The organism is Pseudomonas sp. BLCC-B112, from assembly GCF_028550695.1.
In the GTDB taxonomy this organism is placed as follows: Bacteria; Pseudomonadota; Gammaproteobacteria; order Pseudomonadales; family Pseudomonadaceae; genus Aquipseudomonas; species Aquipseudomonas danubii.
The window spans coordinates 266855-290545 of record NZ_JAQQGK010000008.1; the positions used below are offsets into that span (position 1 = coordinate 266855).

Sequence of the window (23691 nt, forward strand, 5' to 3'; positions counted from 1 at the left end):
CAGTTTGCTATTGCAGTTGACTCGGCGCCGTTTTCTTCGTCTTCTGCTAGTCTTTCGCGAATTTTTATTTAAACAGGGAAAGCCAGTGGCTAACAAACTGCGCGCATTTATCAGTAGCACCATGGAAGATTTGGGTAACGAGCGTCGTGCGGTCGTGCAGCAATTAAAATCCATGGGGATTGAACCGATCAATGCCGAGGATATGCCTCCAGTCGGCCGCTCAAGCTGGGATTCTATCCATTCAGAGATAGATCAATGTCATCTGTTCATTGTGATCCTTGGCGACCGTTACGGTTGGGAGCCAGACAGTGGTTATGGTGCGGGGACTGGTCTCTCGGTAACTCATCTTGAATTACAAGCTGCACGTCGTGGCTCTAAGCTTGTATTGGCATTCATGAAAAAGCTCCGTTACGGCGCTGCTGTCGATGTTAAGCGTGACTCATTACGTAGGGAGGTATCTGACTGGGCCACTGGCGTGTTCCGACAGGATTTTGAATGGGCCGATGAACTTGCTAGTAAGGTGGCAACGTCAATTAACAGCCTATTCACCGATGCACTGCTCAAACAGTTAGTCAGACGTGCCGATGAAACATCCAGTGTCGGTACACTCGCCCTAGTACAACCTCCTGGGGCCGCGATGTTGAAACCGCGCACTGAGAAGGTATTGCTCGCGGGAGCGGGCATGTCCATCGCAGCCGGTTACCCGACAGCTATGGTTTTGATGGGGATTCTGGCAAACGATCTATGGGGGCCACAGCAAGACACGACCCAGCTGATGGTTCATAGCTTCAGTGATCTTGCCGCTTACTACGAGTCTGTTGTGGGAAGAGCTGGATTGGAAAACCGTATTAAAGAGGTACTCGATACACCTCAATCGGTTCAACCAACCCCGGCACATATGAAGGCAGTTCGTGCCTTCAGAAGTATCGTTACCACGAACTATGACAGACTATTTGAGCTTGCCAGTGAGTTGCAAGGTGTAACTTATCGCGTTGTACATCCATTTGATTTGTCTGTTAGCGATGACTTTAATGGGCTTACGATTTATAAGCTCGTTGGCTCAGTAACGGAACCGCAAACGCTAATCCTAACCAGCGACGATTTGTCTCGTGTGGCACAAAGATCGGTTTTTGAAAGAATTAAAAACCTAATCGCGCATAATGAAATAGTGGTGATAGGGCACTCGTTGAGGGATGGTAACGTTCAAACCCTATTGCAGGGTCGAAACCCAAAACATGAGTCTATCTACGTTTCACCTTATTTAACAAAAATAGATGATTTGACGCTAACTAAATATGGCTTTAAGTCCGTTATGGCCACGGCGGATGGCTTCATGTCCAACTTTACTTTTTGACATGACATCCCTATGGACTCATAACCACGCTGGTAGCTGAATTCATCTTGATGCCGAAACGTCCAATGTTGAGCGTACCGCCCCACCTTGAGTGGGTGCTTTGGCAGAGCTAGATTCAAGTGAACACTGGCCGGGGCCCCTGAGGATTTTGGCTCCATACGGGGTCGGAAACCCGCGAGGTCTTGGTAGCGACAGCTCCTCGAGCTTACTGAAATTTCGACGTTGAAATTGAAAGGATGTTGAAGAGAAAAGAGCATCGTTACCGCAACGGTAAAAGTGGACCATTGTGTGGTTAATAGCGAACGGTTGAGCCCGGCCAACCTCGGGAACGGTGTCAACTACATCAACCTGTCAACCAACGTAGAAAACTCAGCTGCTAACCAGGTGTGGCGGGTTATCTGCCCCGTGTCTTTCAGATTTGCTCAGGGTCCCTGGCAACCTCTCAGGAACTTGTGCATTTGCACTGGTGAACTGTGTATTCACCCGGTTCACCAGTTCACTAAGCTGTGCACCTTGTCGCTAACACAGTCCTGCGGGTTTCCGACCCCGTGTCCTAATAAAACCCTTAGGGGCCCCGGCATATGTTGGGACTTGCGCTTGGCGTTCGCTGGAGGGATTAACGCTTCCGGGGAGCGGGGTATACGTGTCCCTCTTAAAGCGGTGTTACTCATGTTACTGGTGTAACGGTTGATACTAACTTGTTGTATTTACGTAATATTTTATGAGTAACACCGCCTTTTTCTCCAGTCATAAGGTGTGTTACTAGGCCAACTGGTGTAACGCTTTAGAAGGATGACTGAAGGTTTTGATATAGCCGATCAGAAGCGGTGATTCCTTCTGATCCTCCTCTACCTAGGAGCAATGATTAATGGTCAGTGGACAGTTTCATTTCTGGCTACAGCAGGCTACCGGCCCGTAGCCGCCGTTCATTACGTGCAGCTATCGGCCATAAGTAACCCTTCATTAACGACCGCTTTCGACCCATACACGTAGCTGCCCCTCGCGGCGGGCAGAAAGCTTGGTGTTATGTCAAATTGACATGGTGAGGCAAGATCAGCACTATGCTTTGGATCCGTTTTTCCAGTCTAGCAACCGTCGAGTTCCGCATGCCGTACGCAAATCTATGCTCCCGACCTCATGCTGGAGCGCGCTGTCGATAAACTGGCACCGTATTGGTGCTCGCTGAGAGAGGGCTGGGCCGCGATGTCATCACTCGGAGAATTACCCAAGGGAATTCATCAGATAGTCACATTACCGTCCCCCCCACTGGGCGACCTGTGGAATTCTATCTTTCTTGACCAAGGTATAAAGGATCAGTTACTCGGTCAGGCGGTTATCAATTTCACTGTACGAAAGGCGGTCTCGCGTACCATCCTGCCCTTGCACGGAACGATTTTATTGGTCGGCGAGCCTGGGACTGGTAAGACCTCGCTGGCCCGAGGACTAGCCCACAAAACAGCAGAAATTTTTACCAATCAGAAGTTTTCCCTGATTGAAGTCGACCCTCATGCGTTGGGTAGCGCCATGATGGGGAAAACCCAGAAGGCGGTTTCAGACCTGTTCGGTCAGACTATCGCTGAGGCGGCGATGGCCGGCCCCACCATCGTGCTGCTGGATGAAGTGGAAACTCTTGCCGCTGACCGCAGCAAGCTCAGCCTGAGTGCAAATCCGGTGGACATCCACCGGGCGACGGATGCCGTTCTGGTTCAGTTGGATCTGCTCGCCGAGTCACATAAAAATCTGTTGTTTATCGCTACCTCAAATTTCCCGCAGGCGGTAGATGAAGCGTTCACCTCACGTTGTGATTTGGTGCTGGAAATCCCGCTCCCCAATCTCGAGGCGTGTGGGCAGATATTGACATCCTGCCTTTCCGGCTTGGGCAAGGTTTTTCCCGCAGTTGCCAAACTGCCTCAGGCCTCGGGCTTCGCTGATGTCCTGCAAGAGGTTTTTGGCCTGGATGGCCGAGCCATTCGTAAGCTCGTTGCCAGCGCGATGACGCTTCGTAAGGAGGTCGCACTCAAGCCCGACGAGCTGAAGGTGGCAGATCTGTTGCAGGCGGCCAGAGCTTCCAAGGCAGCTCGCTTAAGGAGGAAGCCCGCATGAGTTCGGTAGTCAGTCGCGTCATTCGAAGTTTGCCTCAGCGCAGCACGGCCGATACATGGAGCTTTATCGTCGATCTGCTGACCAAAGGCGAGCAGGGCGAGAAACGTGACGAACTGCTTTCCGTGTCAGGCGTTGCCAGTTCGATAATTGCGGAGCAGGCAGTGAAGGATGCCGCAATCGTGGTCACCTGTGACGGACCACGCACACGGATCTACTGCCTGTATGACGATGATGCGCTTGCTGTCGGGGACGAGAAAGAGGATCGGCTTGGGCACGATGCCCTTAAGGGGGATTGGGCGGTTTCATTACCATGTCCGGAAGACGATTTGGCCTGGGTCCAACGGGCGCTGAAAGCCAAAAGCTCTCGCATAACTGCCCGTGACATGACTCAAGGTCTAGGGGACGAGTCCTCCGGGACCCAAGCGGCGACTGATAGCGCCTTCACCGTTGACGTCGACAGGTTCTTAAAATCATGACGACCGTCTCGGTTTATTCCTATACCCAATCCGTCACCTACGTGACCGATAATATTCTCAAGAGCCTGAAAGACATCCTCCGGGGCAGCGGCCTGGATCCGGCGGGGCTAGTGGGGGATTGGGATGTCCTGCATCGGGGAATCAAGGCGTGGATCGATTCAAAACATCTCGAACTAGTGATTCTCGAGATCCACCACCCGAAGACTGACGCTTTGATTACCCGGTGGGATATCGCCGTGTCGTATACCTGGGACAGTTCCGCCGGTAGCTTCTGGACCGATACAGAGCAACTGAAGTATGCGATCAAGAAGGCTGGCGTGATGCCGTCCGATGCTTCTTACCGTGTGGTGGTCACCACTGCCAATGGTCGACCGGAGGTCTCAGGGTGGAGCACCTGCAACTTGAGATCAACCGAGGGTTTTGTACGTCAGAGCTTGGGTACCACTATTGAACACAACGGTCTGGGCGCGAATACCACTTACTGGAGAAGTTCCTGATGCTGACAATCGATGAGGCGTTTCGCAAGTTCAAGAGTCGGTTGGAGCTCAACGACAAGGAGCAGAAGAACGCAAGCGAGCGTCATACTGAAATTCGTGAATTCGTCCGTTCGAAGTTTTCCATCGACAACGATTTTCTGACTGGCTCTTACGCCCGTTACACCAAGACCAAACCACTCAAAGATATCGATATCTTCTTTGTGATGAAGGAGTCTGAAAAGCATTACCGGAACAAGTCCGCTGACGTGGTTCTTGACGATTATGAAAAGGCGTTGATCGACAAATATGGGAAGGCTGGAGTGCGGCGCCAGAATCGCTCGATCAATGTTGACTTCGGGGTCGAGGTCAAAGAGGACGACAAGACCGATTATAAAATTCTCAGTATCGACGTGGTGCCAGCGTTCGCTTGCGGTGAGGACTACGAAATTCCAGACGATGATACGGGTAAGTGGATCAAGACGAACCCCAAAAAGCACGCTGAGAAAGCCACGAACGCCCATCAGGCCTATAGCAATGAGTGGAAAGGTCTGGTGCGGATGGTCAAATACTGGAATAACAACCCAAAGCACGGCGAGAAACCGGTCAAACCCTCGTTCATGATCGAGGTAATGGCGCTGCAGAGTTTGTATGGAGGGTGGGGCGGACAGTTTGACCGCGAGCTTCAGAGTTTCTTCGCCACCTTGGCTGATCGGATCGGCGAAGTCTGGCCGGATCCGGCCGAGCTGGGACCGCCCATCAGCAACTCAATGGATCCGCAGCGGGTGGCCAGTGCGCAGCGGGCGCTGCGTCAAGCAGCCGAAGAGGCGGGACAGGCAATCCACCTGGTGCGCCAAGGCAAGAACGGCGAAGCCCTGAAGGCTTGGCGCGCGTTGCTTGGTCCCATGTTCCCACTGAGTTGAATCGCTATGGCACAAGCAGTTATCACGCGCCGTGATGGCGATGTTTTTCAGGCGCGGATGTTCTGGCTGCACGCCGCGCGCTTGCTGGATCCTGAGAGCAATGTATTACGGGTCGGCTTTGAGTCAGGGTTAAAAGGTTTTGATGACATTTGGATTGAATACGATCCAGACAAGGCACCGCCGGACCATGTTGGACAGGCGCTGCGGTTTGTGCGGATGCAATGCAAATGGCACGCGGTGCCTGGATCATTCACTCACGTCGATCTGACGACCCCCGAGTACATCAACGCCACAACTACCTCGCTGTTAAAACGTGCGCTGGACGCCCACCTTCACGATGCGGCGAACGATCAGGTCTCAAAGCTGATTCTGGTGACTAATCACGGCGTCGCAGCGGAGGACATACTCAACCGGCATATTCGGCAGCGCTCGCTGAACGTGGACGTGAATCAGTTGTTCGATGGCAGTACGCCGCGCAGTGCCAGGGGGAAACTGAGAAAGCTGTGGGCTGAGCATCTGGGCATCGACGAAGATGAACTTAAACAGCTGTGTGGCCGGCTCGGATTTCACTTGACCCGCGATTCGCTTGACGGGCTCCGTGAGTTGCTTGATCAGGCCTGTCGGGCCAATGGATTGATTCGCCCTGCCCCCAACGCGAGTACAACTCCCTATGACGCTAATATCTTCGAGTGGGTAGGTCATCAGCGGACCGAGTACACGCGTGAATCGTTCTGGGATCAGTGCGCCCAAGAAGGTCTGCTGGCAAGCAAACCAGTGAACCCTGTCTATACCTTCGGCGTTAAAACCTTCGAGCATGCCTTGGACCGCCTGGACAACCGCTGTGTCGAAGTGCTGGACCTGGTGCCAGAGTTTGATGAACGAAGTATTCGCAACACCGATGCTTGGCGCGACTCGCTGCTGCCCAGACTACGGGAGTTCCTGCTCAGGCTACCGACATCTGAGGGGCGTATTCGGTTGGCGATCGAAGCGCACGTGACATTGGCGTTTGCCGCAGGCGTCGTGCTGGATACCAAGTCCGGGCGCTTGGTCGAGCTTGAGCAACGGTCGCCGGTATTGAAGATCTGGGCGGCCGATGATGAGCCTCTGTCGTCCATGCATTCGACATGGGTGTTTGAGGAGCACGAACTTGATCCTGAGGGGGAGGGCACTGCTTGTGCGATAAGTGTCACCCGGAATACTGAAGGTGCCGTGCGTCACTACCTCGGGCATAGCGGGCTGAAGTTGCGTCGGTTACTGGTCGCCAGACCCAGTGCCGGCGTGTCGGCGCAGTCGGTCGCCTCCGGTGCCCACGCAAATGCGTTGGCAGAGCAGTTGGCGACAAAAGTTCGTGCTGACCGTGATGCTCGCCCAAGCTCGCGGCTTGAGCGTTATCATCTTTTCATCGCAGCCCCAAACGCCTTTACTTTTTACTTGGGGCGCCAGGTGGCGATGCTCAAACCGCTAACAATTTATGAATTCGATTTTGGGTTTCAGGTGGACAACTCCTATCAGCCCTCACTCGCTTACCCGGAAGTCGCCGCCGTGCCCCTCGCAATCTAGTCGACTAAGCGAGTTCATCGATACTGATCAGTAGTTAGCAGCCAATTACAAACAGGGAGTAAATATGATAAGTGCGCTACCTTCTAATCTTCGTAGTCTTGTTGAGAGAATCGAAGCGGCGATAAAGAAATGGCCGATTCAAATATCTCTGGATCATGCAATAAAATGGGTGCTGCAGTTTGATAAAGATGATTACTCGTTGGCTGTTAAAATTATAGAGCATCTCGACGTGCTAGGCTCTGCTCAAGTTAGGTCGGCGCTGGAAGTTGCTCATACAAAACTTGTTAGAAAAATTTCCGAAAAAGGGTTTCCCATGAAGGGAAATAATACGCTATTTGCGGCTGTTGGTAGCTCAGCAAAAAGCGGAGCTTTAATAGCATATCATTATAGGGTCACCGCCGACATCCCCGAAGACAGCTTCGTTTCCAGTGACGAGGAAGATCAGCTAGATCTTTCAAAAATCGAAAATATTGTTCTAGTTGATGACGTTATAGGGTCAGGAAAAACTATCGCCAAAGAAGTAAGTCGGGTGGCTGAAGAAGTCTATTCGCTCTCTCGCTCGAGAAATATTTTTGTCCTCACGGTTGCAGGATATGACGAAGGCATAAAGCATGTTATAGACGAAACGGGAGCATCCGTAGTAACAGCGCTGGAATACAATGTAAGAGATACCGTAGCAAATTTAGATGCTGTATTTTACCAAGGTATGCCAATGTCGGAGCGAAGTGCAGCTCTTGAAAGTATAAAGCGTTACTGTAGGGTTGTTTCAACTTCGAGTCTGGGGTTTATGGAGTTGGGAGGGTTGTTGGTTTTTGATCATAATACTCCCAATACGTCCCTGCCTATAATATGGAGTAATAGCAAAGGTTGGCTTCCACTATTTCCACGCGCAGCAAAAATTCCAGGTGCTGCCAAAGTGCTCAAAAGCGCCGAAGACGAACGCAAAAAGGCTGCTGGTGCGAAAACCGTTGTTAATCCTATAATTGAACGTAAAACGGCTGAGCTTACGCTTTTTGTAGAGGGCAAAGTAGACGAAATCTTTGTTGACTACTTTCTCAGCAAGCAGGACCTTTCACGAAGAATCAATGTTGGGAATGTGAATGCCATCGCGTTAGGTGGTCTGTATCAATCAACGAAGCTTCTTGATCTTTTGCAAACAAGTAAAAAGCACGCAATTTTCGTTCTTGATAACGATACGTATGCCAAGCGGGCTTCTGCAAGATTAAATGATTTAAATGAAGTTCATGTTATGCATCTAAAACCTAGCTTTATTGCGATGCTTGACATCGAGAGAATATATGCCAGCAAAGAGCGGTTTCCTGATTTGCCAGATAATTACTCAAATATTGAAGATGCAAAATGGCTGCATGAAGTGGAAAGGGCTACTATCAGGAAAGGTCCAGTGCTTGCAAGCTCCGAAAGAATTGTGCAGTTTATTGATGAGTTTTTAGATCCTGCCAAGTATGATCAATTTTGCGATGATTTACGTAAGGAAGCTGATAAGGTTTTTCCTCACTCATCTGAAGGTTGAGCTCAATATACGGTCTGAACTAAACGCTGCTATTGGTCGAGGCGGCTTTTGGTTTTTTCGTGATAAGCGATCGGTTTAACTATAAAAATTTGTGAGCAGGCAGTCAGCTTGCAGTGATGTTGTAAAAAGGGGCCGCTTGGGCCCTTTTTCCAGATGAAGCGATCTTGTTTTTTTGCCAGCTCTCAACTTCGCCGGAGCCGTACTCGGTTTTCCACTCTTTCAGCGTCTTGTGATTATCACCTTTAGTCTCTACGACTTCGCCGGTGTGCGTATTTTTGTAAGTCTTCAGCTTCCGAGGTTTACGAGTGTCGGGTGTCGCAGTCGAATCTTGACCGCGCTTGCCGCTTTGCGGATCCAGCAAATTGATAATGTGCTTCAGGCTGAAACCATACTGGTCCAGCAGCCCACGCAGCTTGGTCTCGAACTCGTTTTCTTTCTTCAGACCGGAGTCGCCTTACAGGGCTTCCAGAGCCTGATGTTGCTCATCTAGGTGTTTTTCCAGCTGACGGTATTCGGCAAGTTTTGACATGTTTGTTTCCTGTGTTTGTTTGATGATAGTTTGAATGTGCGTGCGGCTCACAAGTTCAGCGCTATTCTGGTAGTTTCAAATACTCTTGGGTGCTAATGATCTCTGACTTGATCAGTTTTACGGTGAGAATTTCGACTTTCGTTTTTATGCAGGGTTTTTCCACGAATTCCAGCATTTCCTTTAAGGAGACTATTCGTGCTTTCAGTAGGACTTTCCAGTTGGGGGTGTTTCTAAGGTCAAATTGAATGATCATTTTGTAGCCTGCGGAGGTTAAACAGCCTACCTGCGTAGGCTGTTTCGGTGGTTCAGCGCGTTACAGCGAGAGAATGTCTTGCACGTTGTAATTGCCGAATCGATCCGACAACTCACGCCAGGTCCAGTTGTAGAAGTCTTCGCCTTTGGTTGGAATCACCAGCTTCATCAACGTGAGGTGTTCCCCACCAAGCATTCCTTCGGCTGCCCACAGCTTGGCGCCCTTATCCATAAGCGCTTGTGCTTGTTCGTTCCACTGTTCTTCCAGCACTGTTCGGGCGAGCGATATCGCGGTTTTTTGGATCGAACTGTATTCACTCTGCGCCTCGTCGATATGTCGATCCACGATAACGAGCTCCTGCTCCAGCGCGGCAATGATCAGAAGCTGCCGGCGATGGTGCTCGCTCGCAGTCGCCAGATTTTTCGCAGCCTTTTGTGCGTCGGCATTGGCGGTTTTCTCACCCTCCGTATCGCCCCATGCCACGGCTTGTGCATAGGCGGTTGCGGCATCGGTTTCGGCTCGCCGGGACTTGGCCATGTCCTCTTCCGCCTGGTGCTGGATCTGTGCCAAGCGGGTGCTAAGACTTTCGCGTTTCTCGTTGAGCTCTTGTTCGTCGGCTTTCCAGTTATCCATCGACTCGGTGTAACCTGCCATTAGGGTTTCGTGATTGACCAGTTTCTCACGCCGTTGAATCCGAGCCTCTGCGTTACCCGCGCGTGTCTTGCAGGAGTCGTAAGGGATTTTGAGGGTGTTGTACTGTTTTCGAGTTTCGTACAACCGATCTGCGTCGAGTTCCTCCTCGTTTTCCAACAGCGCTTCTAATGGTTCTATATGAACGTAGTGCTCTGCTGCCTCCCTCAAGAGGCTATCGCGACGGATCTTCAGGTCTGCAATTTCGTCCAGCAATACCCGCTTCTTCTCGCATATGCTGATCACTTCGCCGGAGGTTGCTACGGCCAGTGAAAGCCCTGTCCCATGGCTATCTGGATCGCTGGCCAGCAATTCGTGTTGTTCGGTGGAGGCTTGGAATTCGTTCATTTGTCTTGTTCCTTCAAAAGTTGAGTGTGGGTTGAATGAGCGGCTGGCGAGGCCGGTAATGAGCCGGCGTTACCTCTAACTGCAGAGATGCCCTCAGGCAGCCCGAGCCTCGCTTCCGTCCGTTCCCGGAATTGTCTTCACGATGTAGCAGCGTTGAGGGCCGAGGCCGGGCAAACGAACCAGACTCGATGCCTTGCCGTCGCTGGCCGGTTCCAGCACGCCGCGCTGCAGCAGTTCCTTGTTCACAGCATTGATGTTCATGCCCCGGAAGATCTCGGAGCGCCACGCTTCGGGCAGCACGTAATAGGTGTTGGTGGTGTGCATGGTGTCGCCCATGCCGTGCTCCAGCGTTTTGCGAAAGCCCAGGCGGTCGATGGTGCGGGGGCCGTGCTCATCGATCTTTGCTGCGGCTGACTCCCAGCGGGTGAAGCGGCTTTCCCCGAAGCGCTCGATCACCTGTCTCAGTCGAGCCAATATCGCGTCGCCCTCGAAGTTTCCGGCGCCACCACGCTCGGCTAGCCATGCGTGCAAGCAGACTCGGGCCGCGGTGGCGGCGGTGCCATCCGGCCATCCGGTGACACCAAAGGCTGTGGCCAACTCGCCTGCTGCGGCTGCGAGGCCGAAGCGCAGGGCTTGGCCACTGGATGAGGTCGGTAAGCTTTGGGTAATGAATTGCTCCAGGGGGCGACGAACGATCACTGACCATCTGAGCATTTCTCCTAGCGCGCACAGCGCTTCCAGAAAGGCGATGATGGGCGTGCCGTAGTGCTTGGTGATCCTGGCTGTAAGTGCGTCGGAGAGGTTGGCTGCTTATTCCTGGCCGTTCAGCACGTCGAACATGCCGGTTTCGTCCAGGTCGCGGTGTTCCTAGTTTCAGGCTCCAGCCTTGCAAGCTGGGAAGCAGGAGTACAGAAGAGGAGGGGATAGAAAGGCGAATAGCCAGGCACAAAAAAACCGGCTCAAGTGGCCGGTTTTTTTGAGTTCAAGATGTATTGAGCGGCATCTTGAGGTATGTACTTGGTGCCCCGAGGGAGACTCGAACTCCCACTTCTTGCGAAAACGGATTTTGAATCCGCCGCGTCTACCAATTCCGCCATCAGGGCTCAATGGCGGCGAAGTATAGAGAGGCAGTTACCGTTGGTCAATCGGCTTTCGTGGTCAATTTTTAGTTATTCCGCTAAACTTTCCGGCCCTGCTAGACGAACCCCATCATGCGCGTTGCTGACTTTACCTTCGAGCTTCCTGATTCGCTGATCGCCCGCCATCCTTTGGCCGAGCGTCGCGGCAGCCGTCTGTTGACCCTGGATGGGCCAACCGGCGCCTTGGCCCACCGTCAATTCACCGATCTGCTGGAGCATTTGCGTCCGGGCGATCTGATGGTGTTCAACAATACCCGGGTGATTCCGGCCCGTCTGTTTGGCCAGAAGGCCTCCGGCGGCAAGCTGGAGATCCTCATCGAGCGGGTGCTGGACAGCCATCGTGTGCTGGCCCATGTGCGCTCCAGCAAGTCGCCCAAGCCTGGGTCGAAGATCCTGATCGACGGCGGTGGCGAGGCCGAGATGCTGGCGCGCCACGACACGCTGTTCGAGCTGGGTTTTGCCGAGGAGGTGCTGCCGCTGCTGGATCGGGTCGGGCACATGCCGTTGCCTCCTTATATAGACCGCCCGGATGAAGGCGCGGACCGTGAGCGTTATCAGACCGTGTACGCCCAGCGTCTGGGGGCTGTTGCGGCGCCTACGGCGGGGCTGCATTTCGACCAGCCGCTGCTGGAGGCCATTGCCGCCAAGGGCGTGGAGACTGCGTTCGTGACCCTGCATGTCGGCGCCGGCACTTTCCAGCCAGTGCGGGTCGAGCGTATTGAAGATCACCATATGCATCACGAGTGGCTGGAAGTCGGCCAGGACGTGGTGGATGCGGTTGCCGCATGCCGTGCTCGCGGTGGTCGGGTGGTGGCGGTGGGCACCACCAGTGTGCGTTCCCTGGAAAGTGCCGCGCGCGATGGTGTGCTCAAGCCGTTCAGCGGCGACACCGATATCTTTATCTACCCGGGCCGGCCGTTCCATGTGGTCGATGCCCTGGTGACCAACTTCCATCTGCCGGAATCCACGCTGTTGATGCTGGTTTCGGCGTTCGCCGGTTATCCCGAGACCATGGCCGCCTATCGCGCCGCGGTGGAAAATGGATACCGCTTTTTCAGCTACGGTGATGCGATGTTCATCACCCGTAATCCCGCGCCAACCGCTCCCAAGGATCTGGCCCCCGAGGAAACTGTATGAGTCGCACTTGTCGTATGTCCTTCGAGCTTCTGGCCACTGATGGCAAGGCTCGTCGCGGTCGCCTGACCTTCCCCCGCGGTACGGTGGAAACCCCGGCCTTCATGCCGGTGGGCACCTACGGCACGGTCAAGGGCATGCTGCCACGGGATATCGTCGCCACCGGCGCCGAGATCATCCTCGGCAACACCTTCCACCTGTGGCTGCGTCCAGGCACCGAGGTGATCAAGGCTCACGGTGACCTGCATGACTTCATGCAGTGGAATGGGCCGATCCTCACCGATTCCGGTGGTTTCCAGGTGTTCAGCTTGGGCGCCATGCGCAAGATCAAGGAAGAGGGCGTGACCTTCGCCTCGCCGGTGGACGGTGCCAAGGTGTTCATGGGCCCGGAAGAGTCGATGCAAGTGCAGCGCGACCTGGGTTCGGACATCGTGATGATTTTCGACGAGTGCACCCCGTACCCGGCCGATGAAGATGTGGCGCGGATCTCCATGGAGCTGTCCCTGCGCTGGGCCCAGCGTTCCAAGAATGCCCACGGTGACAACACGGCGGCGCTGTTTGGCATCGTTCAGGGTGGCATGCACCAGGACCTGCGCATGCGTTCCCTGGAAGGCCTGGACAAGATCGGCTTCGACGGCCTGGCCATCGGTGGCCTGTCGGTGGGCGAGCCCAAGCATGAAATGATCAAGGTCCTGGACTACCTGCCGGGCCAGATGCCTGCCGACAAACCTCGTTACCTTATGGGAGTTGGCAAGCCGGAAGATCTGGTTGAGGGTGTGCGCCGCGGTGTGGACATGTTCGATTGCGTGATGCCAACCCGCAATGCCCGCAATGGGCATCTGTTCATCGATACAGGCGTGCTGAAAATCCGTAACGCGTTCCATCGCCATGATGATTCGCCGCTGGACCCAACTTGTGATTGCTACACCTGCCAGAACTTCTCCCGTGCCTATCTGCATCACTTGGACAAGTGCGGGGAAATGCTCGGGAGTATGCTCAATACCATCCATAATTTGCGCCATTACCAGCGTCTTATGGCTGGTTTGCGCGAGGCTATTCAACAAGGTACATTGGCCGCCTTTGTCGATTCCTTCTATGCCAAACGCGGGTTACCCGTGCCGCCTTTAGAATAAGTTCTAAAGACGTTAAGCCACTAATTTTGCAATTATCGGAGTGTTAAATGAGCTTTTTGATCCCTGCCGCGTATGCGGACGCCGCTGCACCTGCCGCTGCCGGTCCTGCTGGCACTGGTTTCGAGTGGATTTTCCTGGTTGGCTTCCTGGTCATCTTCTATCTGATGATCTGGCGCCCGCAGGCCAAGCGCGCCAAAGAGCAGAAAAACCTGCTGAGCAGCCTGCAGAAAGGCGACGAAGTTGTGACCACTGGCGGTATCGCCGGCAAGATCAACAAGGTGACCGACGACTTCGTGGTTCTGGAAGTGTCGGACTCCGTTGAGCTGAAGTTCCAGAAGGGCGCGATCGCTGCCACGCTGCCAAAAGGCACGCTGAAAGCCATCTAAGTTTCATCTTTTACCAATCGACGGGGCGCGCAAGGCGCCCCGCGTCATAAACGGGCGGCGTGATGCTGAACAAATATCCTCTGTGGAAGTACCTACTGATCCTGGCGGTGCTGGCGATCGGTTTTATTTATTCCGCTCCCAATCTATACCCTGATGATCCGGCCATTCAGGTCAGCGGTGCGAGCACTGCGTTGCAGGTCACTCAGGCGGATCTGGATCGTGCGAGCAAAGCGCTCACCGACGCCGGTATCAAGGTCAAGGCTGCTTCCATTGCTGCCAACGGCAAGGGTGGCCTGCTGCGCTTGACCAACAAGGAAGACCAGCTTCCGGCCAAGGATGTAGTGCGCAAGGCGCTGGGCGATGACTATGTGGTGGCGTTGAACCTGGCGCAAACCACTCCGCAATGGCTGCGCAACCTCGGTGCGCACCCGATGAAACTGGGTCTGGACTTGTCCGGTGGTGTGCACTTCCTGCTGGAAGTGGACATGGACAAAGCCCTCGACGCCCGCCTGAAAGTCTATGAAGGCGACGTCAAGAGCCTGCTGCGCAAAGAGCGCCTGCGCTATCGCAGCCTGCCGCAGCTCAATGGCGCCATCCAGCTGGGCTTCAGCGATGAAGACAGCCGTGAACAGGCTCGTTCGCTGATCCGCAAGAACTTCAACGATTTCGATATCGTACCGGCCGACCTCAATGGCCAACCGGTGCTGCGTCTGGCGATGACCCCGGCCAAGCTGGCGGAAATCCGTGAATACTCCATCAAGCAGAACTTGACCACCGTGCGTAACCGGGTCAACGAGCTGGGTGTGGCCGAACCTCTGGTTCAGCGTCAGGGTGCCAACCGTATCGTGGTTGAGCTGCCGGGCGTGCAGGACACCGCTGAAGCCAAGCGGATCCTGGGCAAGACCGCCAACCTGGAATTCCGTCTGGCCGCCGAGCCGGGTGCTTCCAAGGCGACTTCCGAGTCCTTCGAATTCCGTGAGGGCAATCGTCCTCCCGCACTGATCGAGCGTGGCCTGATCATCACCGGTGACCAGGTGACCGATGCCCAGGCCGGCTTTGACGAGCAAGGCCGTCCACAGGTGAACATCAAGCTTGATGGTCACGGTGGCGAGCTGATGAACCGTTCGACTCGCAGCAATGTCGGTCGCAGCATGGCGGTGATCTTCATCGAGCAGAAGCCGACCACCACCTACACCAAGCAAGTGGTGAACGGTGTCGAGAAAGACGTGGCGGTGCAGACCTTCAAGGAAGAGAAGAAGATCATCAGCCTGGCGACCATTCAGTCGCCGCTGGGCAGCCAGTTCCGCATCACTGGCCTGAACGGCCAGGGCGAGTCTTCCGAACTGGCGCTGCTGCTGCGTGCCGGTGGTCTGGCGGCGCCGATGTACTTCGCCGAAGAGCGCACAATCGGTCCAAGCCTGGGTGCTGACAACATCACCAAGGGTATCGATGCGTCCCTGTGGGGCATGCTGTTCGTGTCGCTGTTCATTATCGCCATCTACCGTTTCTTCGGTGTCATCGCCACTGTGGCCCTGGCATTGAACATGGTGCTGCTGCTGGCCCTGATGTCCCTGTTGGGGGCGACGCTGACCCTGCCGGGTATCGCCGGTATCGTCTTGACCATGGGTATGGCGGTGGACGCCAACGTACTGATCTTCTCGCGGATACGTGAAGAGATCGCCGCCGGCATGAGTGTGCAGCGGGCAATCAACGAAGGCTTCGGCCGGGCATTCACCGCGATTCTCGATGCCAACCTGACCACCTTGCTGGTGGGCGGTATCCTCTTTGCCATGGGCACCGGCCCGGTCAAGGGCTTTGCGGTGACCATGTCCCTCGGGATCTTTACCTCGATGTTCACGGCCATCTGGCTGACCCGCGCGATGGTCAACCTGATCTTCGGCGGTCGTGACTTCAAGAAGTTGTGGATTTAAGGGGCTGCCATGTTACGTACTATCAACTTCATGGGCGTCCGCAATTTTGCGTTCGGCGTCACTGTGCTCCTCACCGTTCTGGCGTTGTTCAGCTGGTTCAACAAGGGGTTGAACTACGGTCTGGACTTCACCGGCGGTACGCTCATTGAGCTGACCTACGAGCGTCCGGCTGATGTGATGAAGGTGCGTTCGCAACTGAACGATGCCGGTTATCACGAAGCCATCGTGCAGAGCTTCGGTGCGACCACCGACCTGCTGGTGCGGATGCCGGGTGAAGACCCGCAACTGGGCCACCAGGTGGCCGAGGCGCTGCAGAAGGTTGGCGGTGACAACCCGGCGCAGGTCAAGCGCGTCGAGTTTGTCGGTCCGCAAGTGGGTGAAGAGCTGCGGGATCAGGGCGGCCTCGGCATGCTCATGGCCCTGGGCGGCATCCTGATCTACCTGGCCTTCCGCTTTCAGTGGAAGTTCGCGGTGGGCGCGATCGTTTCGCTGATCCACGACGTGATCGTGACGGTGGGCATCCTCTCGTTCTTTCAGATCACCTTCGACCTGACGGTGCTGGCGGCGGTGCTGGCGATCATCGGTTACTCCCTCAACGACACCATCGTGGTGTTCGACCGGGTGCGTGAGAACTTCCGTGTGCTGCGCAAGGCCAGTCTGATCGAGAACATCAACATCTCGACCACTCAGACCCTGCTACGGACCATGGCGACTTCGATCTCCACCTTGCTGGCGATCATCGCGCTGCTGTTCTTTGGTGGCGACAACCTGTGGGGCTTCTCCATCGCCCTGTTTGTCGGTGTTCTGGCGGGTACCTACTCGTCGATCTACATCGCCAACGTGGTGCTGATCTGGCTGAACCTGAACAGCGAGGATCTGATTCCTCCGGCCAATACCGAGAAGGAAGTGGACGACCGTCCATGAGGATCTAGCCCTTTTCCGGCTGTCAGTTAAAAAGGCGCGAGTGTTGAACTCGCGCCTTTTTTATTGCTCCAACGCTGGGAGAAGCGCGGGCCAAGTCCCGTTTGTATGGTCAGGAGGTTCACGTGAACAAGTCGTTGCTGGTTGGTGCGGTATTGGGTGCTGTCGGTGTCACCGCCGGGGGTGCTGTTGCCACCTACAGCCTGGTTAAAAGCGGCCCTGAGTATGCGCAAGTGCTGGCCGTACAGCCGGTCAAACAACAGATCAAGACTCCTCGTGAAGTCTGCAAGGACGTCGCCGTGACTCGCCAGCGCCCGGTCAAGGATGAGCATCAGATCCTGGGTACCGTGGCGGGTGCGGTGGGCGGCGGTCTGCTGGGCAGCATGATTGGTGGTGGTAATGGCAAGAAGATCGCCACTGTGGCGGGTGCGGTTGGCGGTGGCTATGCCGGCAACAAGGTGCAGGAAGGCATGCAGGAACGTGACACCTACACCACCACCCAGACTCGCTGTAATACAGTCAATGACATCAGTGAGAAAGTCGTGGGTTATGACGTGAAGTACGACTTGGGCGGCAAGCAAGGCCAGGTGCGCATGGATCGTGATCCGGGCAACCAGATTCCGGTGGATAAAGAGGGGCGTCTGATTCTGTCTCAGAACCAGAATCAACCCGGCCAATAACCCCCGCTTGTAGGGGGTTGCTTGCCGGCGAATGGGCTTTGAGATCGCCTTCGCCGGCAAGCCGGCTCCTACAGGTCGGGTTTTGCGGACATAAAAAAAGCACCCCTTGGGGTGCTTTTTTTGTCGCTGGCGCTTAGCGCTTCAGCGAAGCCGGCAGGTGCGGCTGGATGGCGGTCAGGACCGCTTTGAAGCATTTGGTGTTGCCAGCTACCACGTGGCCTTTTTCCAGGAAGTCGTGACCGCCGGTGAAGTCGCTCACCAGGCCGCCGGCTTCTTGAATCAGCAGGGCGCCAGCTGCCATGTCCCATTCGGACAGGCCCGACTCCCAGAAAGCGTCGAAACGACCGGCGGCCACGTAGGCCAGGTCCAGGCTTGCAGCACCAGCGCGGCGGATGCCGGCGGTCTGGCCAACCAGGGCGCGGAACATGCCCAGGTAGTTGTCCAGGTTGTCCATCTGGTCGTCACGGAATGGGAAGCCGGTGCCCAGCAGGGCGCCGTCGAGGCTGGTGCGGCCGCTGACACGCAGGCGGCGACCGTTCAGTTGGGCACCACGGCCACGGCTGGCGGTGAATTCTTCCTGGCGAACCGGGTCCAGGACCACGGCGTGTTCCAGGCGACCACGGTATTTGCAGGCGATGCTCACGGCAAAGTGCGGGATGCCGCGCAGGAAGTTGGTGGTGCCGTCCAGTGGGTCGATGATCCACAGATAGTCTTCGCCTTCGCCGCTGCCAGCGTGCAGGCCGGTTTCTTCGCCGAGGATGGCGTGGGTCGGGTAGGCCTTGCGCAGCGCGTCGATGATCTTCTGCTCGGCAGCGCGATCAACTTCGGATACGTAGTCTTTGGCGTCTTTTTCGTCGACCTTGATGGTATCCAGGCGCTCGATGGAGCGGAAAATCAATTCACTGGCGCTGCGGGCGGCGCGCAGCGCGATATTCAGCATTGGCTGCATGGATAGGTCACCTAAGGTTGTTAAAGAAAGCCGAGCATTCTAGCAGAAAACTTTTGCAGATGAAGGCTGGTGTTCGCTTTGATTGCATTGATCCGCTGTGTGGCGTTCTCCGGTGGCGAGTGTTTGTGCCGGTTGCTGGGCGCCTTTATGGAGCGCTGGAATCTGTCGGGTGGTTATTTTTGAGGCGGGAGTCTTGCCTGTTCGGTAAGATTTGCTCCCCCTTATCGTGTCCGAGAGCGCATCCCTTGCTGCAGAACATTCGTGTCGTCCTGGTCAATACCAGTCATCCGGGCAATATCGGCGGGGCTGCGCGTGCCATGAAGAACATGGGCTTGTCGCGGCTGGTGCTGGTGGAGCCCCGGGTATTTCCGTCTCACGAGGCGGATGCGCGTGCTTCCGGTGCCACCGATATCCTGGCCAATGCCCAGGTAGTTGCCACCCTTGAGGAGGCATTGGCGGGTTGCACGCTGGTGTTTGGCACCAGTGCTCGCGACCGGCGCATTCCCTGGCCCTTGCTTGATCCGCGTGAGTCCGGTCTCAAGGTGGTAGAGGAAGCCGGGCAGGGTGCGCAGATCGCCCTGGTGTTCGGTCGTGAAGATTCCGGCCTGACCAATGAAGAGCTGCAGCGATGTCATTTCCACGTGCATATTCCGTCGGACCCGGAGTTCAGCTCGCTGAACCTGGCCACGGCGGTGCAGGTGCTGACTTATGAAGTGCGCATGTCCTGGCTGGCGGCCCAAGGCCGGCCAACCAAGGTAGAGAAGGATGAAGTGGCTTCGCCGCGCAGTGAAGAGCTGGCGACCATGGATGAGTTGGAGCGGTTCTACGAGCATCTGCAGCAGACGCTGGTGGCCATCGACTTCCTCGATCCGGAAAAGCCGCGGCACTTGATGGCACGCCTGCGTCGGTTATACGGTCGCAGCTCGGTCAGCCGGGCGGAAATGAATATATTGCGTGGCATTCTCACGGAAACCCAGAAAGCGGCCCGTGGAGAGCTACAAAAGCGGAAGGATCAGTGATGTTCGAGCGTCTGCGTGAAGATATCCAAAGCGTGTTTCATCGTGACCCGGCGGCGCGCAATGCCTTCGAGGTGTTGACCTGCTACCCAGGCATGCACGCGATCTGGATTCATCGTTTGTCCGGCGCCTTGTGGGGCATGGGTTGGAAATGGCTGGCGCGGCTGGTGTCGAACTTCGGTCGTTGGATGACCGGGATCGAAATTCATCCGGGAGCCAAAGTCGGCCGTCGCTTCTTTATTGACCATGGCATGGGCATTGTCATTGGCGAGACCGCCGAGATCGGTGATGACGTGACCCTCTATCAAGGGGTGACGCTGGGTGGCACTAGCTGGAACAAGGGCAAGCGCCATCCGACCCTGGAAGACGGCGTGGTGGTGGGGGCGGGCGCCAAGGTGCTGGGTCCCTTCATTGTGGGGGCGGGGGCCAAGGTCGGTTCCAATGCGGTGGTGACCAAGGCGGTGCCGGCCGGAGCGACGGTGGTGGGCATTCCTGGGCGGATCATCATGAAGTCCAGCGACGAGCAGGCGGCCAAGCGCAAGGCCATGGCGGAAAAACTCGGTTTCGATGCCTACGGTGTCGGCGAGGACATGCCGGATCCGGTGGCTCGTGCTATCGGGCAGTTGCTGGATCACCTGCAGGCAGTCGATGGTCGTCTGGAGGATATGTGTGGCGCGCTGAAGGATCTGGGCAGTGATTACTGTGCCAAGGATCTGCCTCAATTGCGTGAAGAAGACTTCGCTGAAGTCAAAGGCAAGGACGGCAGTCAGGTCGGCTGATGGCGCAAAACCGGCCCCTTTTGTGGGGCCTGCTTGCTAGCGAAAGGCCCTAATACCCTTTGAGTGACCCGTAGGTCAGGTGTTGCCATCCTGCTGTGCCATTACGTCGCAGACTTTGCTATGATTCGCGCGCTCTTTTGCGGGTAAACCCGACTAAAGTAGTTGGTCTTATAGTTGACTCGATTACTCGGGTATTGCATACTCGCGTCCATTCCGAAACTCCGTGGTACTTGTCCATGCGACTGACTACTAAAGGCCGATACGCCGTGACCGCCATGCTTGATCTGGCGTTGCACGCGCAACATGGCCCGGTCTCCCTGGCCGATATCTCTGAGCGCCAAGGCATCTCCCTGTCCTACCTCGAACAGCTTTTCGCCAAACTGCGCCGCAGTAACCTGGTGTCCAGCGTCCGTGGTCCTGGTGGCGGCTACCAGCTGTCCCGTGACATGCAGGGGATTCAGGTGGCTCAGGTGATCGATGCGGTGAATGAATCGGTCGATGCAACCAAATGCCAGGGGCTGGGTGATTGCCATGCCGGCGACACCTGCCTGACCCATCACCTGTGGTGCGACTTGAGCCTGCAGATTCACGAATTTCTGAGCGGTATCAGCTTGGCTGATCTTGTTACTCGCCGTGAGGTACAAGAAGTAGCCCAGCGTCAGGACCAGCGCCGTTGTAATGGTAAGGCGCCGCGCCTGGACAAGATTGAAGCGTCCGCCGTCGAATGACAGCCAAAGAGCTAGCGGCACGCCAGCCAGCCTGATTTAGGAGAGAGTCCATGAAATTGCCGATTTACCTTGATTACTCAGCGACCACGCCGGTCGATCCGCGTGTTGCGCAAAAAATGAGTGAATGCCTGCTGGTCGACGGAAACTTCGGTAACCCGGCGTCCCGCTCTCACGTGTTCGGCTGGAAGGCCGAAGAGTCGGTGGAGAATGCCCGTCGCCAAGTGGCCGACCTGGTTAACGCTGATCCGCGTGAAATCGTCTGGACCTCCGGTGCAACCGAGTCCGACAACCTGGCAATCAAGGGTGTCGCGCATTTCTATCACACCAAGGGCAAGCACCTGATCACCTCGAAAATCGAGCACAAGGCTGTCCTGGACACCATGCGCCAACTCGAGCGTGAAGGCTTTGAAGTGACTTACATCGAGCCGGGCGAAGATGGCTTGATCACTCCGGCCATGGTTGAAGCGGCCCTGCGTGACGACACCATCCTGGTTTCGATCATGCATGTGAACAACGAAATCGGCACCATCAACGACATTGCCGCCATCGGCGAGTTGACCCGCTCCAAAGGTATTCTGTTCCACGTCGACGGTGCTCAGTCCACCGGCAAGGTCGAAATCGACCTGCAGGCCCTGAAAGTCGACCTGATGTCCTTCTCTGCCCACAAGACCTACGGCCCTAAAGGCATTGGCGCGCTGTACGTCAGCCGCAAGCCTCGCGTGCGCCTGGAGGCCACCATGCACGGCGGCGGTCACGAGCGCGGCATGCGTTCCGGCACCCTGGCCACTCACCAGATCGTCGGCATGGGCGAAGCCTTCCGCGTCGCCAAGGAAGACATGGTCGCCGAAAATGCTCGCATCAAGGCCCTGAGCGATCGCTTCTACAAGCAGGTTGAACACCTGGAAGAGCTGTACATCAACGGCAGCATGACGGCTCGTGTACCGCACAACCTGAACCTGAGCTTCAACTACGTTGAAGGCGAGTCGCTGATCATGGCCCTTAAGGATCTGGCAGTGTCTTCCGGTTCGGCCTGTACTTCGGCTTCGCTCGAGCCTTCGTACGTGCTGCGTGCCCTGGGTCGTAACGACGAGTTGGCTCACAGCTCGATCCGCTTCACCTTCGGCCGCTTCACCACCGAAGAAGAAATCGATTACGCGGCGCAGAAAGTCTGCGAAGCCGTTACCAAGCTGCGCGCTCTGTCGCCGCTGTGGGACATGTACAAAGATGGCGTCGATATCTCGAAGATCGAGTGGGCGGCGCACTGAATATAAGTCGCCGCACAGGGTTCTGTAGAGCGTCCCGATAACGGCGATTTGCAGAACCCAAGAGCGACTCTCTGATGAGTGAGGATTAAGAATCATGGCTTACAGCGAAAAGGTCATCGACCACTACGAGAACCCGCGCAACGTCGGCAAGATGAACGCGGAAGATCCGGATGTCGGCACCGGCATGGTCGGCGCTCCAGCCTGCGGCGACGTGATGCGCCTGCAGATCAAGGTCAACGAGCAGGGCATCATTGAAGACGCCAAGTTCAAGACTTACGGCTGCGGTTCCGCCATTGCTTCCAGCTCCCTGGCCACTGAGTGGATGAAGGGCAAGACGCTGGATGAAGCCGAAACCATCAAGAACACCCAGCTGGCTGAAGAGCTGGCCCTGCCTCCAGTGAAGATCCACTGCTCGGTGCTCGCCGAAGACGCCATCAAGGCCGCCGTTCGCGACTACAAGCAGAAGAAAGGCCTGATCTGATCGATCGGCTTTCACAGATTTGGCGACAAGTAAGGAGTCACGATGGCTATCAGCATGACAGAAGCGGCTGCTCAACACGTGCGACGCTCCCTCAATGGGCGCGGCAAGGGTGATGGGATTCGTCTGGGTGTTCGCACCACAGGCTGTTCCGGCCTTGCCTATGTGCTGGAGTTCGTCGACGAGATCGGCGAGGACGATCAGGTGTTCGAAAGTCACGGCGAGAAAGTGATCATCGACCCGAAGAGCCTGACCTATCTGGACGGCACCGAGCTTGATTTCGTCAAGGAAGGGTTGAACGAAGGCTTCAAGTTCAACAACCCCAACGTGCGCGGTGAATGTGGCTGCGGCGAAAGCTTCAACATCTGAGGCTTCTTGTGGGTACTCCTTGTCATTTCGCTTTATTTGAACTGCAACCGAGCTTCCGTCTGGATCTCGAGCAGTTGGCTGCGCGCTACCGTGAGTTGGCGCGTGGGGTTCATCCCGACCGTTTTGCCGATGCTTCCGAGCGCGAGCAACGTCTGGCCCTGGAGCAGTCGGCGAGCCTCAACGAGGCTTACCAGACCCTCAAGAGTCCGCCAAAGCGTGCTCGTTATCTTCTGGCCTTGAATGGCGGTGAGTTGCCGCTGGAAGTCACGGTGCATGATCCGGAGTTTCTTCTGCAGCAGATGCAGTGGCGCGAAGAACTCGAAGACTTGCAGGACAGCGCCGACTTGGCTGGAGTGGCAGCATTCAAGCGTCGACTCAAGACTGCACAGGATGAACTGAACGAAAGCTTCGCAGCCTGTTGGGATGATGCAGCGCAACGCGAGCAGGCCGAACGCCTGATGCGGCGCATGCAGTTCCTCGACAAGCTCACCTACGAAGTGCGCCAGTTAGAAGAGCGCCTCGACGATTAACCCAGTGCCGCTC

The 23691-nt window shown here is 55.9% G+C and carries 22 protein-coding genes, 1 tRNA gene and 2 pseudogenes; 20 read left to right on the forward strand and 5 right to left on the reverse strand.

Going from position 1 to position 23691, the window contains the following annotated elements; genetic code table 11:
• The first annotated feature begins 85 nt into the window (after positions 1–85).
• The 7 genes from PQT43_RS22180 (at position 86) to PQT43_RS22210 (ending at position 8420) form a co-directional block, all read left to right on the forward strand.
• Complete coding sequence (locus PQT43_RS22180; RefSeq protein WP_272754576.1) at positions 86–1354, forward strand: DUF4062 domain-containing protein; 1269 nt, start codon at positions 86–88, stop codon at positions 1352–1354.
• Positions 1355–2491: 1137 nt separating this feature from the next.
• Positions 2492–3457, forward strand: a complete 966-nt coding sequence (locus PQT43_RS22185) for an AAA family ATPase (protein ID WP_272754577.1) — start codon at positions 2492–2494, stop codon at positions 3455–3457.
• Positions 3454–3933 carry a hypothetical protein gene (locus PQT43_RS22190; protein ID WP_272754578.1) on the forward strand — a complete coding sequence of 160 codons (480 nt, stop codon included), beginning with the start codon at positions 3454–3456 and terminating at the stop codon, positions 3931–3933. The genes PQT43_RS22185 and PQT43_RS22190 overlap by 4 nt, the downstream gene beginning before the upstream one ends.
• On the forward strand, positions 3930–4430 hold the full coding sequence (locus PQT43_RS22195; RefSeq protein WP_272754579.1) for an HORMA domain containing protein: 501 nt from the start codon (positions 3930–3932) through the stop codon (positions 4428–4430). Before PQT43_RS22190 ends, PQT43_RS22195 begins: the two co-directional genes overlap by 4 nt.
• Entirely contained in the window at positions 4430–5329 is a 900-nt protein-coding gene (locus PQT43_RS22200) for a CBASS oligonucleotide cyclase (RefSeq protein ID WP_272754580.1), read from the forward strand. The genes PQT43_RS22195 and PQT43_RS22200 overlap by 1 nt, the downstream gene beginning before the upstream one ends.
• 6 nt (positions 5330–5335) lie before the next feature.
• Positions 5336–6889 carry an SAVED domain-containing protein gene (locus PQT43_RS22205; protein ID WP_272754581.1) on the forward strand — a complete coding sequence of 518 codons (1554 nt, stop codon included), beginning with the start codon at positions 5336–5338 and terminating at the stop codon, positions 6887–6889.
• 64 nt (positions 6890–6953) lie between these two features.
• Complete coding sequence (locus PQT43_RS22210) at positions 6954–8420, forward strand: phosphoribosyltransferase-like protein (protein ID WP_272754582.1); 1467 nt, start codon at positions 6954–6956, stop codon at positions 8418–8420.
• A 103-nt stretch (positions 8421–8523) separates the two neighbouring features.
• Here PQT43_RS22210 and PQT43_RS22215 read toward each other — a convergent pair.
• The 4 genes and pseudogenes from PQT43_RS22215 to PQT43_RS22230 all read right to left on the reverse strand — a co-directional run bounded on the left by PQT43_RS22215 (position 8524) and on the right by PQT43_RS22230 (position 11343).
• Positions 8524–8949: pseudogene (locus tag PQT43_RS22215) on the reverse strand (histone-like nucleoid-structuring protein, MvaT/MvaU family).
• A gap of 313 nt (positions 8950–9262) precedes the next feature.
• The gene (locus PQT43_RS22220) at positions 9263–10240 is read right to left on the reverse strand and encodes a chromosome segregation protein SMC (protein WP_336314628.1); all 978 of its coding nucleotides are present in this window, start codon (positions 10238–10240) and stop codon (positions 9263–9265) included.
• 93 nt (positions 10241–10333) lie between these two features.
• Positions 10334–11083 (reverse strand): annotated as a pseudogene (locus tag PQT43_RS22225) (DUF927 domain-containing protein); the annotation flags it as partial.
• 175 nt (positions 11084–11258) lie between these two features.
• A tRNA-Leu gene (locus tag PQT43_RS22230) sits at positions 11259–11343 on the reverse strand.
• A gap of 108 nt (positions 11344–11451) precedes the next feature.
• On the opposite strand from PQT43_RS22230, the gene queA reads away from it, so the two are divergent.
• From queA to PQT43_RS22260, 6 genes are all read left to right on the forward strand, one after another.
• Entirely contained in the window at positions 11452–12516 is a 1065-nt protein-coding gene (gene queA / locus PQT43_RS22235) for a tRNA preQ1(34) S-adenosylmethionine ribosyltransferase-isomerase QueA (protein WP_102860388.1), read from the forward strand.
• A 14-nt stretch (positions 12517–12530) separates the two neighbouring features.
• The gene (tgt, locus tag PQT43_RS22240) at positions 12531–13646 is read left to right on the forward strand and encodes a tRNA guanosine(34) transglycosylase Tgt (RefSeq protein ID WP_161799191.1); all 1116 of its coding nucleotides are present in this window, start codon (positions 12531–12533) and stop codon (positions 13644–13646) included.
• A gap of 47 nt (positions 13647–13693) precedes the next feature.
• Entirely contained in the window at positions 13694–14032 is a 339-nt protein-coding gene (gene yajC, locus PQT43_RS22245; protein ID WP_102880809.1) for a preprotein translocase subunit YajC, read from the forward strand.
• A 62-nt stretch (positions 14033–14094) separates the two neighbouring features.
• Entirely contained in the window at positions 14095–15963 is a 1869-nt protein-coding gene (gene secD / locus PQT43_RS22250; protein ID WP_253084916.1) for a protein translocase subunit SecD, read from the forward strand.
• A 9-nt stretch (positions 15964–15972) separates the two neighbouring features.
• On the forward strand, positions 15973–16887 hold the full coding sequence (gene secF, locus PQT43_RS22255; protein WP_170001450.1) for a protein translocase subunit SecF: 915 nt from the start codon (positions 15973–15975) through the stop codon (positions 16885–16887).
• A gap of 122 nt (positions 16888–17009) precedes the next feature.
• Positions 17010–17564 (forward strand): glycine zipper 2TM domain-containing protein, encoded by a 555-nt coding sequence (locus tag PQT43_RS22260; protein ID WP_253084915.1) that lies wholly within the window; start codon positions 17010–17012, stop codon positions 17562–17564.
• Positions 17565–17697: 133 nt separating this feature from the next.
• Here the strand turns inward: PQT43_RS22260 and suhB are convergent, their stop codons facing one another.
• Positions 17698–18513 carry a type III secretion system regulator SuhB gene (gene suhB, locus PQT43_RS22265; protein WP_011063220.1) on the reverse strand — a complete coding sequence of 272 codons (816 nt, stop codon included), beginning with the start codon at positions 18511–18513 and terminating at the stop codon, positions 17698–17700.
• Between the two features lie 245 nt (positions 18514–18758).
• On the opposite strand from suhB, the gene trmJ reads away from it, so the two are divergent.
• The 7 genes from trmJ (at position 18759) to hscB (ending at position 23678) form a co-directional block, all read left to right on the forward strand.
• Complete coding sequence (gene trmJ / locus PQT43_RS22270) at positions 18759–19532, forward strand: tRNA (cytosine(32)/uridine(32)-2'-O)-methyltransferase TrmJ (RefSeq protein ID WP_267268842.1); 774 nt, start codon at positions 18759–18761, stop codon at positions 19530–19532.
• Complete coding sequence (gene cysE, locus PQT43_RS22275; protein WP_272754583.1) at positions 19532–20308, forward strand: serine O-acetyltransferase; 777 nt, start codon at positions 19532–19534, stop codon at positions 20306–20308. Before trmJ ends, cysE begins: the two co-directional genes overlap by 1 nt.
• 236 nt (positions 20309–20544) lie before the next feature.
• Positions 20545–21036 carry a Fe-S cluster assembly transcriptional regulator IscR gene (gene iscR / locus PQT43_RS22280; RefSeq protein ID WP_011063217.1) on the forward strand — a complete coding sequence of 164 codons (492 nt, stop codon included), beginning with the start codon at positions 20545–20547 and terminating at the stop codon, positions 21034–21036.
• A 50-nt stretch (positions 21037–21086) separates the two neighbouring features.
• Positions 21087–22301 carry an IscS subfamily cysteine desulfurase gene (locus PQT43_RS22285; RefSeq protein ID WP_102860394.1) on the forward strand — a complete coding sequence of 405 codons (1215 nt, stop codon included), beginning with the start codon at positions 21087–21089 and terminating at the stop codon, positions 22299–22301.
• A gap of 94 nt (positions 22302–22395) precedes the next feature.
• Positions 22396–22782 carry a Fe-S cluster assembly scaffold IscU gene (gene iscU, locus PQT43_RS22290; protein ID WP_007929523.1) on the forward strand — a complete coding sequence of 129 codons (387 nt, stop codon included), beginning with the start codon at positions 22396–22398 and terminating at the stop codon, positions 22780–22782.
• A 42-nt stretch (positions 22783–22824) separates the two neighbouring features.
• Positions 22825–23148 (forward strand): iron-sulfur cluster assembly protein IscA, encoded by a 324-nt coding sequence (iscA, locus tag PQT43_RS22295; RefSeq protein ID WP_007929524.1) that lies wholly within the window; start codon positions 22825–22827, stop codon positions 23146–23148.
• A gap of 8 nt (positions 23149–23156) precedes the next feature.
• Entirely contained in the window at positions 23157–23678 is a 522-nt protein-coding gene (gene hscB, locus PQT43_RS22300) for a co-chaperone HscB (RefSeq protein WP_011063215.1), read from the forward strand.
• The last annotated feature ends 13 nt before the right edge of the window (positions 23679–23691 follow it).